The 13,877-nt window shown below is 60.5% G+C and carries 13 protein-coding genes; 12 read left to right on the forward strand and 1 reads right to left on the reverse strand.

Going from position 1 to position 13,877, the window contains the following annotated elements; genetic code table 11:
- The first annotated feature begins 48 nt into the window (after positions 1-48).
- The 12 genes from MUY35_RS01905 to MUY35_RS01960 all read left to right on the forward strand — a co-directional run bounded on the left by MUY35_RS01905 (position 49) and on the right by MUY35_RS01960 (position 11,827).
- A complete protein-coding gene (locus tag MUY35_RS01905; protein WP_248363476.1) occupies positions 49-1,263 on the forward strand; it encodes a bifunctional alpha/beta hydrolase/OsmC family protein in 1,215 nt (404 codons plus the stop codon).
- A gap of 111 nt (positions 1,264-1,374) precedes the next feature.
- Positions 1,375-2,424 carry an alanine racemase gene (alr, locus tag MUY35_RS01910; RefSeq protein WP_248363478.1) on the forward strand — a complete coding sequence of 350 codons (1,050 nt, stop codon included), beginning with the start codon at positions 1,375-1,377 and terminating at the stop codon, positions 2,422-2,424.
- Positions 2,421-3,206 (forward strand): ABC transporter permease, encoded by a 786-nt coding sequence (locus tag MUY35_RS01915; RefSeq protein WP_248363480.1) that lies wholly within the window; start codon positions 2,421-2,423, stop codon positions 3,204-3,206. The genes alr and MUY35_RS01915 overlap by 4 nt, the downstream gene beginning before the upstream one ends.
- Complete coding sequence (locus tag MUY35_RS01920; protein WP_248363482.1) at positions 3,203-3,949, forward strand: ATP-binding cassette domain-containing protein; 747 nt, start codon at positions 3,203-3,205, stop codon at positions 3,947-3,949. Before MUY35_RS01915 ends, MUY35_RS01920 begins: the two co-directional genes overlap by 4 nt.
- Before the next feature lie 142 nt (positions 3,950-4,091).
- A complete protein-coding gene (locus tag MUY35_RS01925; protein ID WP_248363484.1) occupies positions 4,092-4,529 on the forward strand; it encodes a paraquat-inducible protein A in 438 nt (145 codons plus the stop codon).
- A gap of 40 nt (positions 4,530-4,569) precedes the next feature.
- Positions 4,570-5,937 carry a DNA repair protein RadA gene (gene radA / locus MUY35_RS01930; RefSeq protein WP_248363485.1) on the forward strand — a complete coding sequence of 456 codons (1,368 nt, stop codon included), beginning with the start codon at positions 4,570-4,572 and terminating at the stop codon, positions 5,935-5,937.
- Between the two features lie 51 nt (positions 5,938-5,988).
- Positions 5,989-6,552 (forward strand): CvpA family protein, encoded by a 564-nt coding sequence (locus tag MUY35_RS01935; protein WP_248363486.1) that lies wholly within the window; start codon positions 5,989-5,991, stop codon positions 6,550-6,552.
- A gap of 230 nt (positions 6,553-6,782) precedes the next feature.
- Positions 6,783-8,234 (forward strand): amidophosphoribosyltransferase, encoded by a 1,452-nt coding sequence (gene purF / locus MUY35_RS01940; protein WP_248363834.1) that lies wholly within the window; start codon positions 6,783-6,785, stop codon positions 8,232-8,234.
- Positions 8,235-8,298: 64 nt separating this feature from the next.
- Positions 8,299-8,952, forward strand: coding sequence for an SDR family oxidoreductase (locus MUY35_RS01945; protein WP_248363487.1), 654 nt, complete (start codon positions 8,299-8,301; stop codon positions 8,950-8,952).
- A gap of 131 nt (positions 8,953-9,083) precedes the next feature.
- On the forward strand, positions 9,084-9,881 hold the full coding sequence (surE, locus tag MUY35_RS01950) for a 5'/3'-nucleotidase SurE (protein ID WP_248363488.1): 798 nt from the start codon (positions 9,084-9,086) through the stop codon (positions 9,879-9,881).
- A complete protein-coding gene (locus tag MUY35_RS01955) occupies positions 9,878-10,531 on the forward strand; it encodes a protein-L-isoaspartate(D-aspartate) O-methyltransferase (protein WP_248363490.1) in 654 nt (217 codons plus the stop codon). The genes surE and MUY35_RS01955 overlap by 4 nt, the downstream gene beginning before the upstream one ends.
- Before the next feature lie 120 nt (positions 10,532-10,651).
- Complete coding sequence (locus MUY35_RS01960) at positions 10,652-11,827, forward strand: LysM peptidoglycan-binding domain-containing protein (protein ID WP_248363492.1); 1,176 nt, start codon at positions 10,652-10,654, stop codon at positions 11,825-11,827.
- A 68-nt stretch (positions 11,828-11,895) separates the two neighbouring features.
- On the opposite strand, the gene MUY35_RS01965 is transcribed toward MUY35_RS01960, so the two are convergent.
- Complete coding sequence (locus tag MUY35_RS01965; RefSeq protein ID WP_248363495.1) at positions 11,896-13,854, reverse strand: bifunctional 2',3'-cyclic-nucleotide 2'-phosphodiesterase/3'-nucleotidase; 1,959 nt, start codon at positions 13,852-13,854, stop codon at positions 11,896-11,898.
- Positions 13,855-13,877 lie beyond the last annotated feature (23 nt).

Below are 13,877 nucleotides of genomic sequence, written 5' to 3' on the forward strand. Positions count from 1 at the left end.
TAAGCGTAGGATGCCCAATGTGCAAGCACGCACCGATGGGAGTCGCCGATGAAAACCGAAAAATTCAGTTTCACTGGTCATGCAGGACACGCATTGGCCGCACGGCTTGATTTGCCGGACGGTCCACACTTGGCGACCGCCCTGTTTGCGCACTGCTTTACCTGCGGCAAGGATATTGCTGCGGCGCGCCGGATTGCGGCCCGGCTGGCGGGTCTTGGGATTGCAGTGCTGCGGTTCGATTTCACCGGGCTGGGTCATTCGGATGGAGAGTTTGAGAACACACATTTCTCGTCCAATGTCGATGACATCGTGCTTGCCGCAAAGGCATTGTCTGACCGTGGCATGTCCCCCAGCCTTTTGATCGGGCACTCGCTGGGCGGGGCCGCGATTATCAAAGCCGCTAGCCTGTTGCCCGACACCAAAGCTGTCGTCACCATAGGCGCCCCGGCGGATCCCGCCCATGTGGTGGATAATTTTCGCGAAGCGGTGCCGCGCATCCGTGCCGAAGGCAGCGCCGAGGTTCGATTGGGCGGCCGTCCCTTCCGCGTCAGCCACGAATTTATCAAAGACGTTGAAGCCAGCGATCTGGACACGGTGCTTGGCACGTTGAAGCCCTCGCTTCTTGTGTTGCATGCGCCACGCGATGAAGTCGTCTCGATCGACAATGCCGCGCGCATCTTTATGGCCGCAAAACACCCGAAAAGCTTTGTGACGCTGGATGATGCGGATCACCTCATCTCTCGCGTTGCGGATGCGGAATATGCGGCAGATGTGATCGCCGCTTGGGCCGCCAAATATGTCGAACTGGCACCCCCTGCCCCACCGCCGGGTGCCCCGGAGGGCATCGTGCGCGCGTCAGAAGCCGACCCGCGCGGCTTCTTGCAAGACATTCAATCCGGGCCGAACCACCATACATTCGCGGACGAACCGCTGGCCTATGGCGGCACCAACAAGGGCATGTCGCCCTATGGATTTCTGGCCGCTGGTCTGGCGGCCTGCACGTCCATGACCATCCGGATGTATGCCCGGCGCAAAGGGTGGCCGCTTGACCATGTCCGGGTCGATGTCAGTCACGACAAGGTCCACGCACAAGATGCCGAAACCGGCACGCGCGACCGGATCGACCAGTTTCGCCGCGAAATTTATCTGCAGGGCGCGCTGGACGCCGACCAAAAGGCACGCCTGCTTGAAATCGCAGATCGCTGCCCGGTCCACCGCACACTGGAAGGCTCAAGCGAGGTCGTGACGGTTCTGGCCGAATAATCTGACATCCCCGTCATTCCGCACAACACTGCGCGGGGAAATCCGCGTGGGGGGCCTCAGGATCGGCTTTTTGCCTTGACCTAAGCCACCGGCACGTCAAAAACCCCCCTTATGAGTACAGGCAGACTTACCATTGATCTGGACGCCGTGGCCGCCAACTGGCGGGCGCTGGACGCCAAAACGGGCCAAGACGTGCAAACCGCCGCTGTGGTCAAAGCTGACGCCTATGGGCTTGGCGTGGCCAAGGTTGCCCGCGCCTTGGCCGCCGCTGGCGCGCGACGTTTCTTTGTGGCCGTGGCCGAAGAAGGTGCCGCCTTGCGCGAAGCGCTTGGTCCGGGGCCCGAGATCAGCATCTTTGCGGGCCATATGTCTGGCGACACCGACATGATCCATGATCTGGGCCTTGTTCCCATGCTCAATTCGGTCGACCAACTGACCCGCCATTTCGAAGCCCTGCCCGGCCATCCGTTCGGCGTACAACTGGACACCGGCATGAACCGCTTGGGCATGGAGCCAGCCGAATGGGCCACTCTGCGCGATCTGATCGTGTCGCAGAACCCGCGCCTAATCATGAGCCATCTGGCCTGCGCGGACGAGCCCACGCACCTGATGAACCGCCAGCAACTCGACATGTTCCACGAGATGACCGAGGGCCTTGACGTGCCGCGCAGCCTATCCGCCACCGGTGGCATCCTGATGGGGGCGGACTATCATTTCGACCTGACCCGCCCCGGCATTGGCCTGTATGGTGGCCTGCCCTTTGACAGCGCCGAAGCGGTTGTGACGCTTGACCTGCCGGTGGTCCAAATCCGCGACGTCGCCGCTGGTGAAAGCGTCGGATATTCAAATGCGTGGATCGCGGAACATCCAACCCGTGTGGCCACGGTCAATGGTGGCTATGCCGACGGGCTTGCCCGCGCAATCTCGAACCACGCGGTTGTGTTTCACCAAGACACGCCATGCCCAATCCTTGGCCGCGTGTCGATGGACCTTATCACAGTAGATGTGAGCCATCTGAAAGAAACCCCGAAGGCGCTGACAATGCTGGGCGACCACCAAAGCCCGGATGATCTGGCTGACGTGGCGGGCACAATTGGCTATGAAGTCCTGACACAACTTGGCGCGCGCTATGCTCGCTATTACGCGCGAGGTCGCGGATGAAGCCGCTCACCTACCCATTGGCCACCCTTGGCCGTGCGACATTGGGCTTTCTGGCCATGGTGGGGCGCGTCGCAATTTTCGCGGGCCAATCGCTCAGCCATATTGTGCGCCCACCTTATTATCCGCGCGAGTTTCTGAACGCGCTGTTGAACATCGGCTATTTCAGCCTGCCGGTCGTCGGCCTGACCGCGATCTTCACCGGCGCGGCCCTTGCCTTGCAAATCTACTCGGGCGGCCAGCGTTTCTCGGCCGAAGCCGTGGTGCCGCAGATCGTCGCCATCGGCATGGTGCGTGAACTTGGCCCGGTGCTTGTGGGCCTGATGATTGCCGCTCGTGTCACCTCCTCCATCGCAGCCGAAATTGCGACGATGAAAGTGACCGAGCAGATAGACGCCCTCGTCACCCTGTCCACACACCCGATGAAATACCTGACCGCCCCGCGCGTGCTGGCGGCAATCCTTGTCGTGCCGGCCCTTGTGGGCATCGGCGATATCATCGGCATCATGGGCGGCTATATCGTGGGCACCAAGCAGTTGGGCTTCGCGCCCGGCGCTTATCTGACCAACACGTGGAACTTCCTTGAAACCGCCGACATCGTGTCGTCCCTTGTGAAGGGCGCGGTTTTCGGGTTCATTGCCGCCGTGATGGGCTGCTATCACGGGATGAATTCCGGACGCGGCGCGCAGGGTGTGGGCCGTGCCACCAAAACCTCGGTCGAGGCTGCTGCCATCATGATCCTTGCCGCCAACTTCCTTCTCACCAGCTTCTTCTTTACCTCATGATTGAATTAACAAACGTCCATAAGAGCTTTGGCCCCAAGAAGGTGCTGGCAGGTGTGAACCTGACCATTCCGCGTGGCGAAAGCATGGTGGTGATCGGCGGCTCGGGCACCGGGAAATCGGTGCTTCTGAAATGCATCCTTGGCTTGATGACACAAGACAGCGGCACGATCACGCTGGATGGTGAAGACACACTGAAAGCCGAACGCGACGCGTTTCTGGCCCGCTTCGGGATGCTGTTTCAAGGTGGCGCGCTGTTTGACAGCCTGCCCGTCTGGCAAAACGTCGCCTTCCGCCTGCTGCGCGGCTCACTCGCCCGCCCGTGGCCTGAAGCACGCGAGATCGCGGTCGAGAAACTGCGCCGTGTCGGTCTGACTGCGGATGTGGCCGACTTGTTCCCCGCCGAGCTGTCCGGCGGCATGCAAAAACGCGTCGGGCTCGCCCGCGCCATCGCCGCCGAGCCTGAAATCATCTTCTTTGACGAACCCACCACCGGCCTTGACCCCATCATGTCCGGCGTCATCAACGACCTGATCCGCGAGATCGTCGTCGAAATGGGCGCCACCGCCATGACCATCACCCACGACATGTCGTCCGTGCGCGTGATCGCTGACAAGGTGGCGATGATACACGGGGGCAAGGTCCAGTGGACGGGTCCGGTGAGTGAGATGGACGCCTCTGGCGATCCGTATCTGACCCAGTTCATTTCGGGCAGCGCCGAGGGGCCGATTGAGGCGGTGCGTTAACCACCCCTTCGCCCGGCGGCCCCGCCGGGCAGCGCCCGACCGCCCCCATGCGCGGGCGCTTCGCTTCCGCCCGCGGTCAGGCTCTGCCCTCTTCTTCCTCTCATAGACTTAGCAATCACTTAACCAGGTTCTCGTTGCCCCCATGCTCAAATACCTCAACCTCGCCCTCCTCATCGCCTTCCCCATCGCGTGGTTCGCCCCCCTCATGCGAGCCGGCATCAACCTTCCGCTCTTCGGCCTCAAGGAAGTCAGCGTGATCTCGGGCCTGCAAGCCCTGTGGGACACGGATGTGATCCTTGCCCTGCTTGTCACTTTCTTCGCGGTGTTCGCCCCGATCATGAAGGTGCTGGGCCTTGCGCTGATCCAGTTCGGCATGACGCGCCGCAAGATGCTGCCCATCTTCAACGTCTTGGGCAAACTGGCGATGGCCGACATCTTCCTGATCGCGCTTTACATCGTCATCGTGAAGGGTGTTGGCATGGCGAAGATTGAAACCGGATGGGGCCTTTATCTGTTCACCGCCTGCGTTCTGACCTCCATCGCGATCAGCTTCACGACGGCCAAATGGCAGCGGTTCTGACGCCTCTTGCAAGCCCCGGTATCGTCAGGCAAAAAGCCCCATGGCAAAAGCTCAGAAAACCTTCACCTGCAACGCCTGCGGCGCGTCCTCGTCCAAATGGTCGGGGCGGTGCGAGGCGTGCGGGGAATGGAACTCGATCGTTGAGGAGGTGCCGCTAAGTGCTGGTCCTGCCTCGAAATCCTTGGGTGGCAAGCGCGGATCTCCGATCACCCTGACGAACCTGTCCACCGAAGAAGCCCCGCCGCCGCGCACCGAATGCGGCATGGCAGAGCTTGACCGCGTGCTGGGCGGCGGTCTAGTGCCCGGATCGGCCATTCTTGTGGGCGGCGACCCCGGCATCGGCAAGTCGACCTTGCTTCTGCAGGCCGCTGCGAAGTTCGCGCGTGCTGGCCTGCCCACAATCTATGTCTCAGGCGAAGAAGCCTCGGCGCAAGTGCGGATGCGGGCACAACGCCTGGGCCTGACCGACGCCCCTGTTCGGCTGGCCGCCGAAACCAATCTGCGCGACATCATGACGACGCTCGACACCGAACGCCCGGCGCTGGCGATCATCGACTCCATCCAAACCATGTGGGCCGATCATGTGGACAGCGCGCCGGGATCGGTCAGCCAAGTGCGCACCGCCGCGCATGAGCTGACAACATTTGCCAAGAAACGCGGCATCTCGGTCGTTCTGGTCGGCCACGTCACTAAGGACGGCCAGATCGCTGGCCCCCGCGTGGTCGAACATATGGTCGACACGGTGCTGTATTTCGAAGGTGAACGTGGCCACCAGTTCCGCATCCTGCGCGCCGTCAAGAACCGCTTCGGCCCCGCCGACGAAATCGGCGTGTTCGAGATGACAGGCAAAGGCTTGGCCGAGGTTCTGAACCCGTCCGCCCTGTTCCTGTCTGACCGTGAAGACCCGGCCCCCGGTTCAGTCGTTTTTGCAGGCATCGAAGGCACGCGCCCCGTACTGGTCGAATTTCAGGCCCTTGTCGCGCCCTCCTCCCTCAGTCAGCCACGGCGAAGCGTTCTGGGCTGGGACAGCGGGCGTCTGGCGATGATTCTGGCCGTCCTTGAAGCCCGCTGCGGCATCCCCTTCGCCGGGCTGGACGTCTATCTTAACGTGGCAGGCGGCATGAAGATTTCCGAACCCGCTGCCGACCTTGCTGTGGCGGCGGCGCTACTTTCGGCACGCGAGGACGCTGCAATCCCGAAAGAGACTGTGGTTTTTGGCGAAATCAGTCTATCAGGGGCGTTGCGCCCCGTGGGACAGACCGAAAACCGGTTGAAAGAAGCGCAAAAACTTGGTTTTACCGCCGCAATCGCGCCCACGCGCAGCAAGATCGGCTCGGGTTCCGGGTTGAAGATACAGAAGATGGCGGACCTGACCGGGTTCGTTGGTGAGATTTTCGGGGCCGGTTAGCCCCTTGATAAAGGACGGTCACGAGCTTTTGCCGGGCCGAAGTGAGACGACATGGAAGGCTTTACCTTGATTGACGGGATCGTTGCGGCGGTTATCCTGATTTCGGCCATTCTGGCTTATTCGCGCGGGTTTGTGCGCGAAGGCATGTCCATCCTTGGATGGATCGCGGCGGCCATTCTGGCGTATATCTTTGCACCCCGCGCCCTGCCGCTGGTCAAGGAAATCCCGGTCCTGAAGGACTTCATCGCCGACAGTTGCGAATTGTCGATGATCGCGGCCTTTGCGGGTGTCTTTGCCTTGGCGCTGGTGATTGTGTCGATCTTCACACCACTGTTTTCATCTGCCGTCCAGCGGTCCGCCCTTGGCGGCGTGGACCAGTCGCTTGGCTTTATTTTTGGTGTAGCGCGCGGCCTCCTTTTGGTGGCCATCGCACTGGTCGTTTATGACCGCATCGTCACCACGGACACGATCCCAATGGTCGATGACAGCCGCACCGCCAAGATTTTCGCGCGCACTCAAGACAAAATCAACGAACAGATCCCGGAAGACGCCCCCGGTTGGATCGTCGGTAAATACGAAGAACTTGTTGGCGCCTGCTCAACGGGCATTCAATAATCTCCGCCACAGCAAGCCAAAATGTTTGACTGTTTGAAACGCGTCTGATCGGGCGCGTTTCTTTTTCTGCGCCCGAACTGCACCTGATCCCACGCCCAACTCCGCGCAAAAACGCCATGGTCACCAGATAGTTTCGTGACAGATCGTGGCCTGTCGATTAAGACGGAGCCAACGCCACGGAATCGGAGTTCGCTGCCATGTCCGACACCTCGCCCACCGACACCCTTTTTATGCCTCCAGCGCATCCCTTTGATGACGACAAGCTGAAGGAAGAATGTGGTGTTTTCGGTGTCGTTGGCCTTGCAGATGCTGCAAATTTTGTGGCTCTTGGCCTGCACGCCCTGCAACACCGGGGACAAGAAGCTGGCGGCATCGTCTGCCATGATCCCGAACAAGGCTTCAACTCTGCGCGCCGCTTTGGCTATGTGCGCGACAACTTTACCAAAGCCAGCTTGATGGAAACGCTGCCCGGCCCAATCGCCATCGGCCACGTGCGTTATTCCACAGCCGGGTCAAAAGGCGCTGTCATCCGCGACGTGCAGCCCTTCTTTGGCGAATTTTCCATGGGCGGTGCGGCTATTGCCCACAATGGCAACATCACCAACGCCGTGGCCCTGCGCCGCGAATTGGTAGAACGCGGGTCGATCTTTCAAAGCTCGTCTGACAGCGAATGTATTATTCACCTGATGGCGCGCTCCCTGCAACGCAACATCCCGGAACGGATGGAAGACGCGCTGCGCCGCGTCGAAGGCGCGTTTTCCGTGGTGGCGATGACACGTACAAAAATGATGGGCGTGCGCGACCCACATGGCGTGCGCCCGCTGGTGTTGGGACGCTTAGGGGAAGGCTGGGTTCTCTCCTCTGAAACTTGCGCGTTGGACATCATCGGGGCCGAATTCATTCGCGAAATCGAGCCCGGCGAGATGGTTGTGATCAGCGCGGAGGGCGTGGAAAGTCGCTTTCCCTTCCGCCCGAAACCCTCGAAGTTCTGCATTTTCGAACATGTGTATTTCTCGCGTCCCGATAGCAGCTATGGCGGTCGCTCCGTCTATGAAACCCGCCGCCAGATCGGCGTCGAGTTGGCACGCGAAAACCCCGTGGACGCCGATATCGTCTGCCCCGTGCCCGACAGCGGCACGCCTGCCGCGATAGGGTACAGTCAGGAAAGCGGCATTCCTTACGCGATGGGGATTATCCGCAACCAGTATATGGGCCGCACCTTCATTGAGCCGACCGAACAGATCCGCAACATGGGTGTACGCCTGAAACTGAATGTCAACCGCGCCCTGATCAAGGGCAAGCGCGTGGTGTTGGTCGACGACAGCGTTGTGCGTGGCACGACGACCCGTAAAGTCAAAGACATGATGCTGGACGCGGGTGCCGCAGAGGTTCATTTTCGCATTGCGTCCCCGCCCACCGCGTGGCCCTGTTTCTATGGCGTGGACACACCGGAACGCGAAAACCTGCTGGCCGCCTCAATGACCGAGGAGGAGATGCGCGAGCACCTCACCGTCGACAGTCTGAAATTCATTTCGCTGGACGGCCTGTATCGCGCGGTTGGCGAGGCGAAGGGGCGCGACAAAGCTTGCCCGCAATACTGCGATGCCTGTTTCTCGGGTGAATACCCGGTCACACCTTCTGATAAGGTTGAAAGTGGGTTCAAGCTGCAAGCGGCAGAATGACACGCCGATCCCAGCGGTCAGCTTTTGCCTTGCCCTTGGCCTCGTTGGATGAAAAAACACCGCCATGACGGATACACAGAAAATCGCATTGGTCACCGGAGCGTCGCGCGGACTTGGCGCGGCATTGGCGCTTGAGCTGTCCAAGACCCACCATGTTGTCGCCGTTGCCCGCACCACCGGCGCGCTGGAAGAGCTGGACGACAGGATCAAGGCCCAAGGCGGCGTGGCGACGCTGGCGCCGATGGATATCACCAACAAGGACGCGATGGCGCATCTGTGCCGGTCGATCCATGATCGTTGGGGGCCGGTTGATGTCTGGGCGCATACCGCGATCTACGGCCCGGCCCTGATGCCCACGCCGGATCTGGATGACAAAGGCTGGACGCAAGCGCTGAACACCAATGTCGAAGCGACGCGCAACCTGATTTTCATGGTCAACGCGCTGATGACCGATGACAGCACGGCTTTATTCTTCGCCGATGATCATGCCGGGCAGAAATTCTTCGCAGGCTACGGCGCGACGAAAGCTGCGCAGATGGCCTTGGTGCGCAGTTGGGAGGCTGAAAACACCAAACTCGGCCCGCGCGTGGTCATTGCAGAGCCCAAACCGCTTGCCACATCAATGCGCGCACGGTTCTTCCCCGGTGAAGATCGCAGCAAACTGGTCCCTGTCGATATCGAGGCACGGCGCATCCTGTCGGACGCCGGTCTGGCCTAAGCGCAGGTCACAGCGTCCACATGCCTTGCGCCAAAAGACGCGCTGTGCTTGCCGCGCGCGCCAAGCTGTCTTATTGAGAAACCAAGACTGCCCCAATCCAAGGGCGGATAGCCGGGTAAAAGGGCAGAACCATGCGCATTCTCATCACTAATGACGACGGGATCAACGCGCCGGGGTTGAAAGTGGCCGAGGCCATCGCCCAAGAAGTCGCGCTGGAGCTTGCCGGCGAAAAGGCCGAAATCTGGACCGTCGCACCCGCGTTCGAACAATCGGGCGTCGGCCACTGCATTTCCTACACCCATCCCTTTATGATCGCCGAACATGCCCCACGCCGCTTTGCCGCCGAAGGCAGCCCCGCCGATTGCGTCATTGCCGCGATCTATGACGTGATGCCGGACCGGCCCGACCTTGTGATCTCGGGGGTGAACCGGGGCAACAACTCGGCCGAAAACGCGCTGTATTCCGGCACGCTTGGCGCCGCGATGGAGGCCGCCTTGCAAGGCATCCCGGCGATCGCCCTATCGCAATATATGGGCAACGGCACCAAAGGGTTAGGCAATGTTTTTGAAGCGGCGGCAACATGCGGCGGCGATATCGTGCGCCGACTTCTGGCGGATGCGCCTTGGGAGCACGGCGCCGACTATCGGCTATTTTACAACGTGAACTTCCCGCCTGTCGGAGCTGATCTGGTAAAAGGCGTAAAAGCCGCACCGCAAGGCTGGCGACACGATGCATTTTTCGGGATCGATGCGCAAAACAGCCCGTCGGGGCGTAAATTCTTGTGGATCAAGGGGGGTCCACAGGCCAACCCGTCCTCGCCCGGCATGGATGTGACGCTTAACCTTGATGGCTATGTGTCTGTGACGCCGATGCGCGCCGATCTGACGGCTCATGATCAACTGGCGGCTTTGGGGACGTTGTTTGAATGAACAATGCTGACGCGATAGATGCGGAACGCAAGATGCAGTTCCTGTACGCCCTTCGCTCGAAAGGCGTAACAAACGCGCGCGTCCTGTCCGCGATGGAAGAAATCGACCGCGGCCCATTCGTGCGTGGCTTGTTTGCCGAACGCGCCTATGAGGACATGCCGCTGCCGATTTCATGCGGGCAAACCATCTCGCAACCCTCGGTGGTTGGTCTGATGACCCAAGCCGCGCAGATCAATCCACGCGACAAGGTGCTGGAGGTCGGCACGGGGTCTGGCTATCAGGCCGCGATCCTGTCTCGGCTTGCGCGTCGTGTCTATACCATCGACCGCCACCAGAGGCTGGTGCGCGAAGCCCGCGAGCTGTTTGCGGCGATGGACCTGCACAACATCACCACCATTTCCGGTGACGGATCGCGTGGATTGCCCGATCAGGCGCCGTTTGATCGTATCATTGTGACCGCAGCCGCCGAAGACCCGCCCGGTCCCCTCTTGGCGCAGCTTGCCATTGGCGGTATCATGATCGTGCCGGTGGGCCAGTCCGATGCCGTCCAGACCCTGATCAAGGTGACGCGCAACGACGAAGGCTTTGAGTATGACGAGCTTTTGCCGGTGCGTTTCGTGCCCCTTCTGGAAGGGCTGGGGCAGGACTGACGCGACATAGCTAGACCGGGGAACCGGAACCGTGGGGGCACCCCCGCACAGCAGTGACAAGGCCCGCAAAGGGTCGCAACCAGAGCCTGACAACAGGCCAATGGATTGAGGATGAGAGCAATGCTACTCCAAAGCACGACCGAATTGCGTGCGCCCCGCCCCGTGCGGCGGCGTCAAATGCGCTCTGCCGCCCTGTTGGGGGTATTGGTGGGACTGACGGCCTGCGACAACACTTTTGACATGGATATGCGCCGCTTTGCCGATGGCGGCCTGTCGACAACCCAAGCGGCGCAAAGCGCAACCACCGCGGCCCGACCCAAGGCGGATGCGCGCGGTGTGATCTCGTACCCAAGCTATCAGGTGGCGTTGGCCAAACGCGGCGATACGGTGGCAAATATCGCCAGCCGCATCGGCATGGCACCGGCTGAATTGGGCCGCTATAACGGTGTGTCAGTTGACGCTCGGCTGCGCGAAGGCGAGGTTCTGGCCCTGCCGCGCCGTGTGGCCGAACCCACAACCGGTGTGATCCAACCAACCGACAACATCGACATCACGGCCTTGGCGGGCGACGCCATTGACCGCGCGGGCACGACAACTGCGACCCCTGTCGCGACCGTTACATCCGGCGAACAGCCGACCCGCCACCGCGTGAAACGAGGCGAAACCGCCTATTCCATCGCGCGCACCTATGGCGTGTCGGTCCGGGCGCTGGCTGATTGGAACGGCCTCGGCTCTAGCCTGACAGTACGCGAAGGCCAGTTTCTGATGATCCCGGTCAAGGTGGACGCCCCGGTCAAACCAACCCGCGTCAGCCAACCGGGGCAAGGTTCGACCGCGCCCATACCGCCGTCGTCAGCTAAGCCGTTGCCGAAGGATGAGGCCAAACCAGCCAAAGCACCCACCCCGACGTCGCCCAAGCTGGAAGAAACCCGCACGCCCGCAAGCACCGCCCGCATGTCGCTGCCAGTGGCAGGCAAAGTCACCAGCTTGTTTGACGCCGATAAGGCCGGATATATCCTTGTGTCCGCCGGTCCCGGCGCGTCCGTCAGCGCGGCGGCCAGCGGAACGGTTCGGCTGGTGTCCAAGGACGTCGAGGGCGAAGAGATTGTCGTCATCGATCACGGCGACGGCACCCAAAGCGCCTATAGCTTCATCTCCGGCATCAAGGTGAAGAAGGGACAAAAAGTGAAGCGCGGCCAGCAAATCGCGACCGCCTCAAAGAACCAATACAACGCAATCCAGTTCCTTGTGTTCAAAGGGACAGAGCCGGTCGACCCAATGCCATACCTGAACTAAAGCCACTCACGGCTATTACGAAAGGGGCGGCCAGCGGTCGCCCCTTTCTCATTTCGCAGCGGCAACCTTCAAAGCGTGATACGGAACAGCGCAAAGCCTGTGTCTGACATATCGGCCTCTTCGATAGTGACACCCGGCACTGTAGCCGCGTGTTTCGCTGCAGCGGGGCCGGTTTCGAACAGAACGGTCGTGTTCTCCATCGGTGCGAAGGTCCAATTTGCATCCGCCTTGGGACTGATCGTGCCTTTCTCGACGATATAGCGCACGATCACGTCGCGGTTGGTATCCGGCCCTTCGAAGATCGTCGTATCGCCACCAGCGCCGGGGAAGCTGCCCCCGCCGCCCGCGCGGTAGTTGTTGGTTGCGACGATGAATTCCTGTTCTTCATCAATTGGTTGTCCATCGAACTGCAAGTCGACGATTCGGTGAGCATCGGGCGCAATCACCTCGCCATCCTTGTTGTAGCGGGCCGGTTGGCTCAGGTCGATTTGATAGGTGACACCATCAATGACGTCGAAATTGTAAGACGGCATTTCGGGGTTCAGAAGCACCGCGTCCTGTGCCCCCGGCTCGATCTGGTTGAAAATGGTGGCCGAGCGTTCCAGCCATTCGCGCACAGTGGCACCGTTGATCCGCACCGCGCGCACAGTGTTGGGATAGAGATACAGGTCGGCCACGTTCTTGATTGCCACGTCACCCACATCGACATCGGTGTAATATTCAGGACCGCCGCGCCCACCAGCTTTAAACGGCGCTGCGGCAGACAGGATCGCAAGCCCTTCATGCTCGGTCCCTTTCATCATCTGCTCAATGTACCAGGTCTGGGCGTTTGACACGATCTGCACCGACGGATCATCCGCGACCAGCGCGAAATAGGAATGCAGCGGCGCATCGGTTTTCCCCACCGCCCGGCGCACATATTCCAGCGTCTCATCATGCTCTTTCTGAACCGACGCCAGCACGGCGGCACTGCTTTCCACCAACGGCGTGATCGAGCGATCTTCGCCACGCTCATAAATAGGTCGCGCCTCGGAGGTGTGCGACACGACGCGCCACGCGCCGCCATCATGCTCCAGCATCAAGTCAATCAGGCCCATATGCGAGCCCCAGAACCCTGCCATTGTAGCCGGAATGCCCATCAACGTGCCCGCTTCCACATCCACACCCGCGAAATCGGCATAGGTCGAGGACGGGAACACAAGATGCGAATGCCCGGTCAGAACCGCGTCGATACCTTCGACGGCAGCCAGCGGGACCGATGCGTTCTCCATCCCATCTGTATGCTCGGCAGCCCCGATGCCCGAATGCGACAGCGCAATGATCAGATCCGCGCCCTCTTCACGCATCTGCGGGACATAGGCACGCGCGGCTTCAACAATGTCACGCGCCATGACATTGCCTTCCAGATGCTGTCGATCCCAGTTCATTATCTGGGGCGGGACAAAGCCAATAAAGCCAATGCGGATGGGTTGCACGGTGCCGCCGCCATTGGTGATTTCGCGATCAACAATAACGTAGGGCGGCACTAGGGTTTCATCCTCGGGCGGGGTTGCGCCAAGCTTCTTGGCAACATTTGCACAAACCACCGGGAAGCCAGCACCCGCGATAGATTTCATCAGAAAATCAAGGCCATAGTTGAATTCATGATTACCCAGCGTTGACGCGTCAAAGCCCAATGTGTTCATCGCGTTGATCACCGGGTGGGTGTCACCTTCTTTCATGCCCCGCTCATAGGCGATGTAGTCGCCCATCGGGTTGCCTTGCAGAAAATCGCCATTGTCCAGCAGCAGCGAATTGGTGGCTTCAGCCCGGATATCCCCAATCAGGGTTGCGGTGCGCGCAAGCCCAACCGTGTCGGTTTCCTTGTCAGAATAATAGTCATAGGGGAACACATGCACATGCAGGTCAGTGGTCTCCATGATCCGCAAATGCGCCTGATTGGGTGACGCTTGCAGTGAATAAGGATGCAGGGCGATGAACCCTGCGGTGCCGGCTAAAAAGCCGCGACGGGATAGGGTAAGAGACATGGGGACCTCCAGATCAGACCAAG

The sequence above is a fragment of the Aliiroseovarius sp. S1339 genome (assembly GCF_023195695.1).
Lineage (GTDB): Bacteria > Pseudomonadota > Alphaproteobacteria > Rhodobacterales > Rhodobacteraceae > Aliiroseovarius.

Excerpts from the sequence above, each read along its gene's own strand:
- MUY35_RS01905 (WP_248363476.1), top strand. The coding sequence starts at position 49 with ATGAAAACCGAAAAATTCAGTTTCACTGGTCATGCAGGACACGCATTG.
- alr (WP_248363478.1), top strand. The coding sequence starts at position 1,375 with ATGAGTACAGGCAGACTTACCATTGATCTGGACGCCGTGGCCGCCAAC.
- MUY35_RS01915 (WP_248363480.1), top strand. The coding sequence starts at position 2,421 with ATGAAGCCGCTCACCTACCCATTGGCCACCCTTGGCCGTGCGACATTG.
- MUY35_RS01920 (WP_248363482.1), top strand. The coding sequence starts at position 3,203 with ATGATTGAATTAACAAACGTCCATAAGAGCTTTGGCCCCAAGAAGGTG.
- MUY35_RS01925 (WP_248363484.1), top strand. The coding sequence starts at position 4,092 with ATGCTCAAATACCTCAACCTCGCCCTCCTCATCGCCTTCCCCATCGCG.
- radA (WP_248363485.1), top strand. The coding sequence starts at position 4,570 with ATGGCAAAAGCTCAGAAAACCTTCACCTGCAACGCCTGCGGCGCGTCC.
- MUY35_RS01935 (WP_248363486.1), top strand. The coding sequence starts at position 5,989 with ATGGAAGGCTTTACCTTGATTGACGGGATCGTTGCGGCGGTTATCCTG.
- purF (WP_248363834.1), top strand. The coding sequence starts at position 6,783 with ATGCCTCCAGCGCATCCCTTTGATGACGACAAGCTGAAGGAAGAATGT.
- MUY35_RS01945 (WP_248363487.1), top strand. The coding sequence starts at position 8,299 with ATGACGGATACACAGAAAATCGCATTGGTCACCGGAGCGTCGCGCGGA.
- surE (WP_248363488.1), top strand. The coding sequence starts at position 9,084 with ATGCGCATTCTCATCACTAATGACGACGGGATCAACGCGCCGGGGTTG.
- MUY35_RS01955 (WP_248363490.1), top strand. The coding sequence starts at position 9,878 with ATGAACAATGCTGACGCGATAGATGCGGAACGCAAGATGCAGTTCCTG.
- MUY35_RS01960 (WP_248363492.1), top strand. The coding sequence starts at position 10,652 with ATGCTACTCCAAAGCACGACCGAATTGCGTGCGCCCCGCCCCGTGCGG.
- MUY35_RS01965 (WP_248363495.1), bottom strand. The coding sequence starts at position 13,854 with ATGTCTCTTACCCTATCCCGTCGCGGCTTTTTAGCCGGCACCGCAGGG.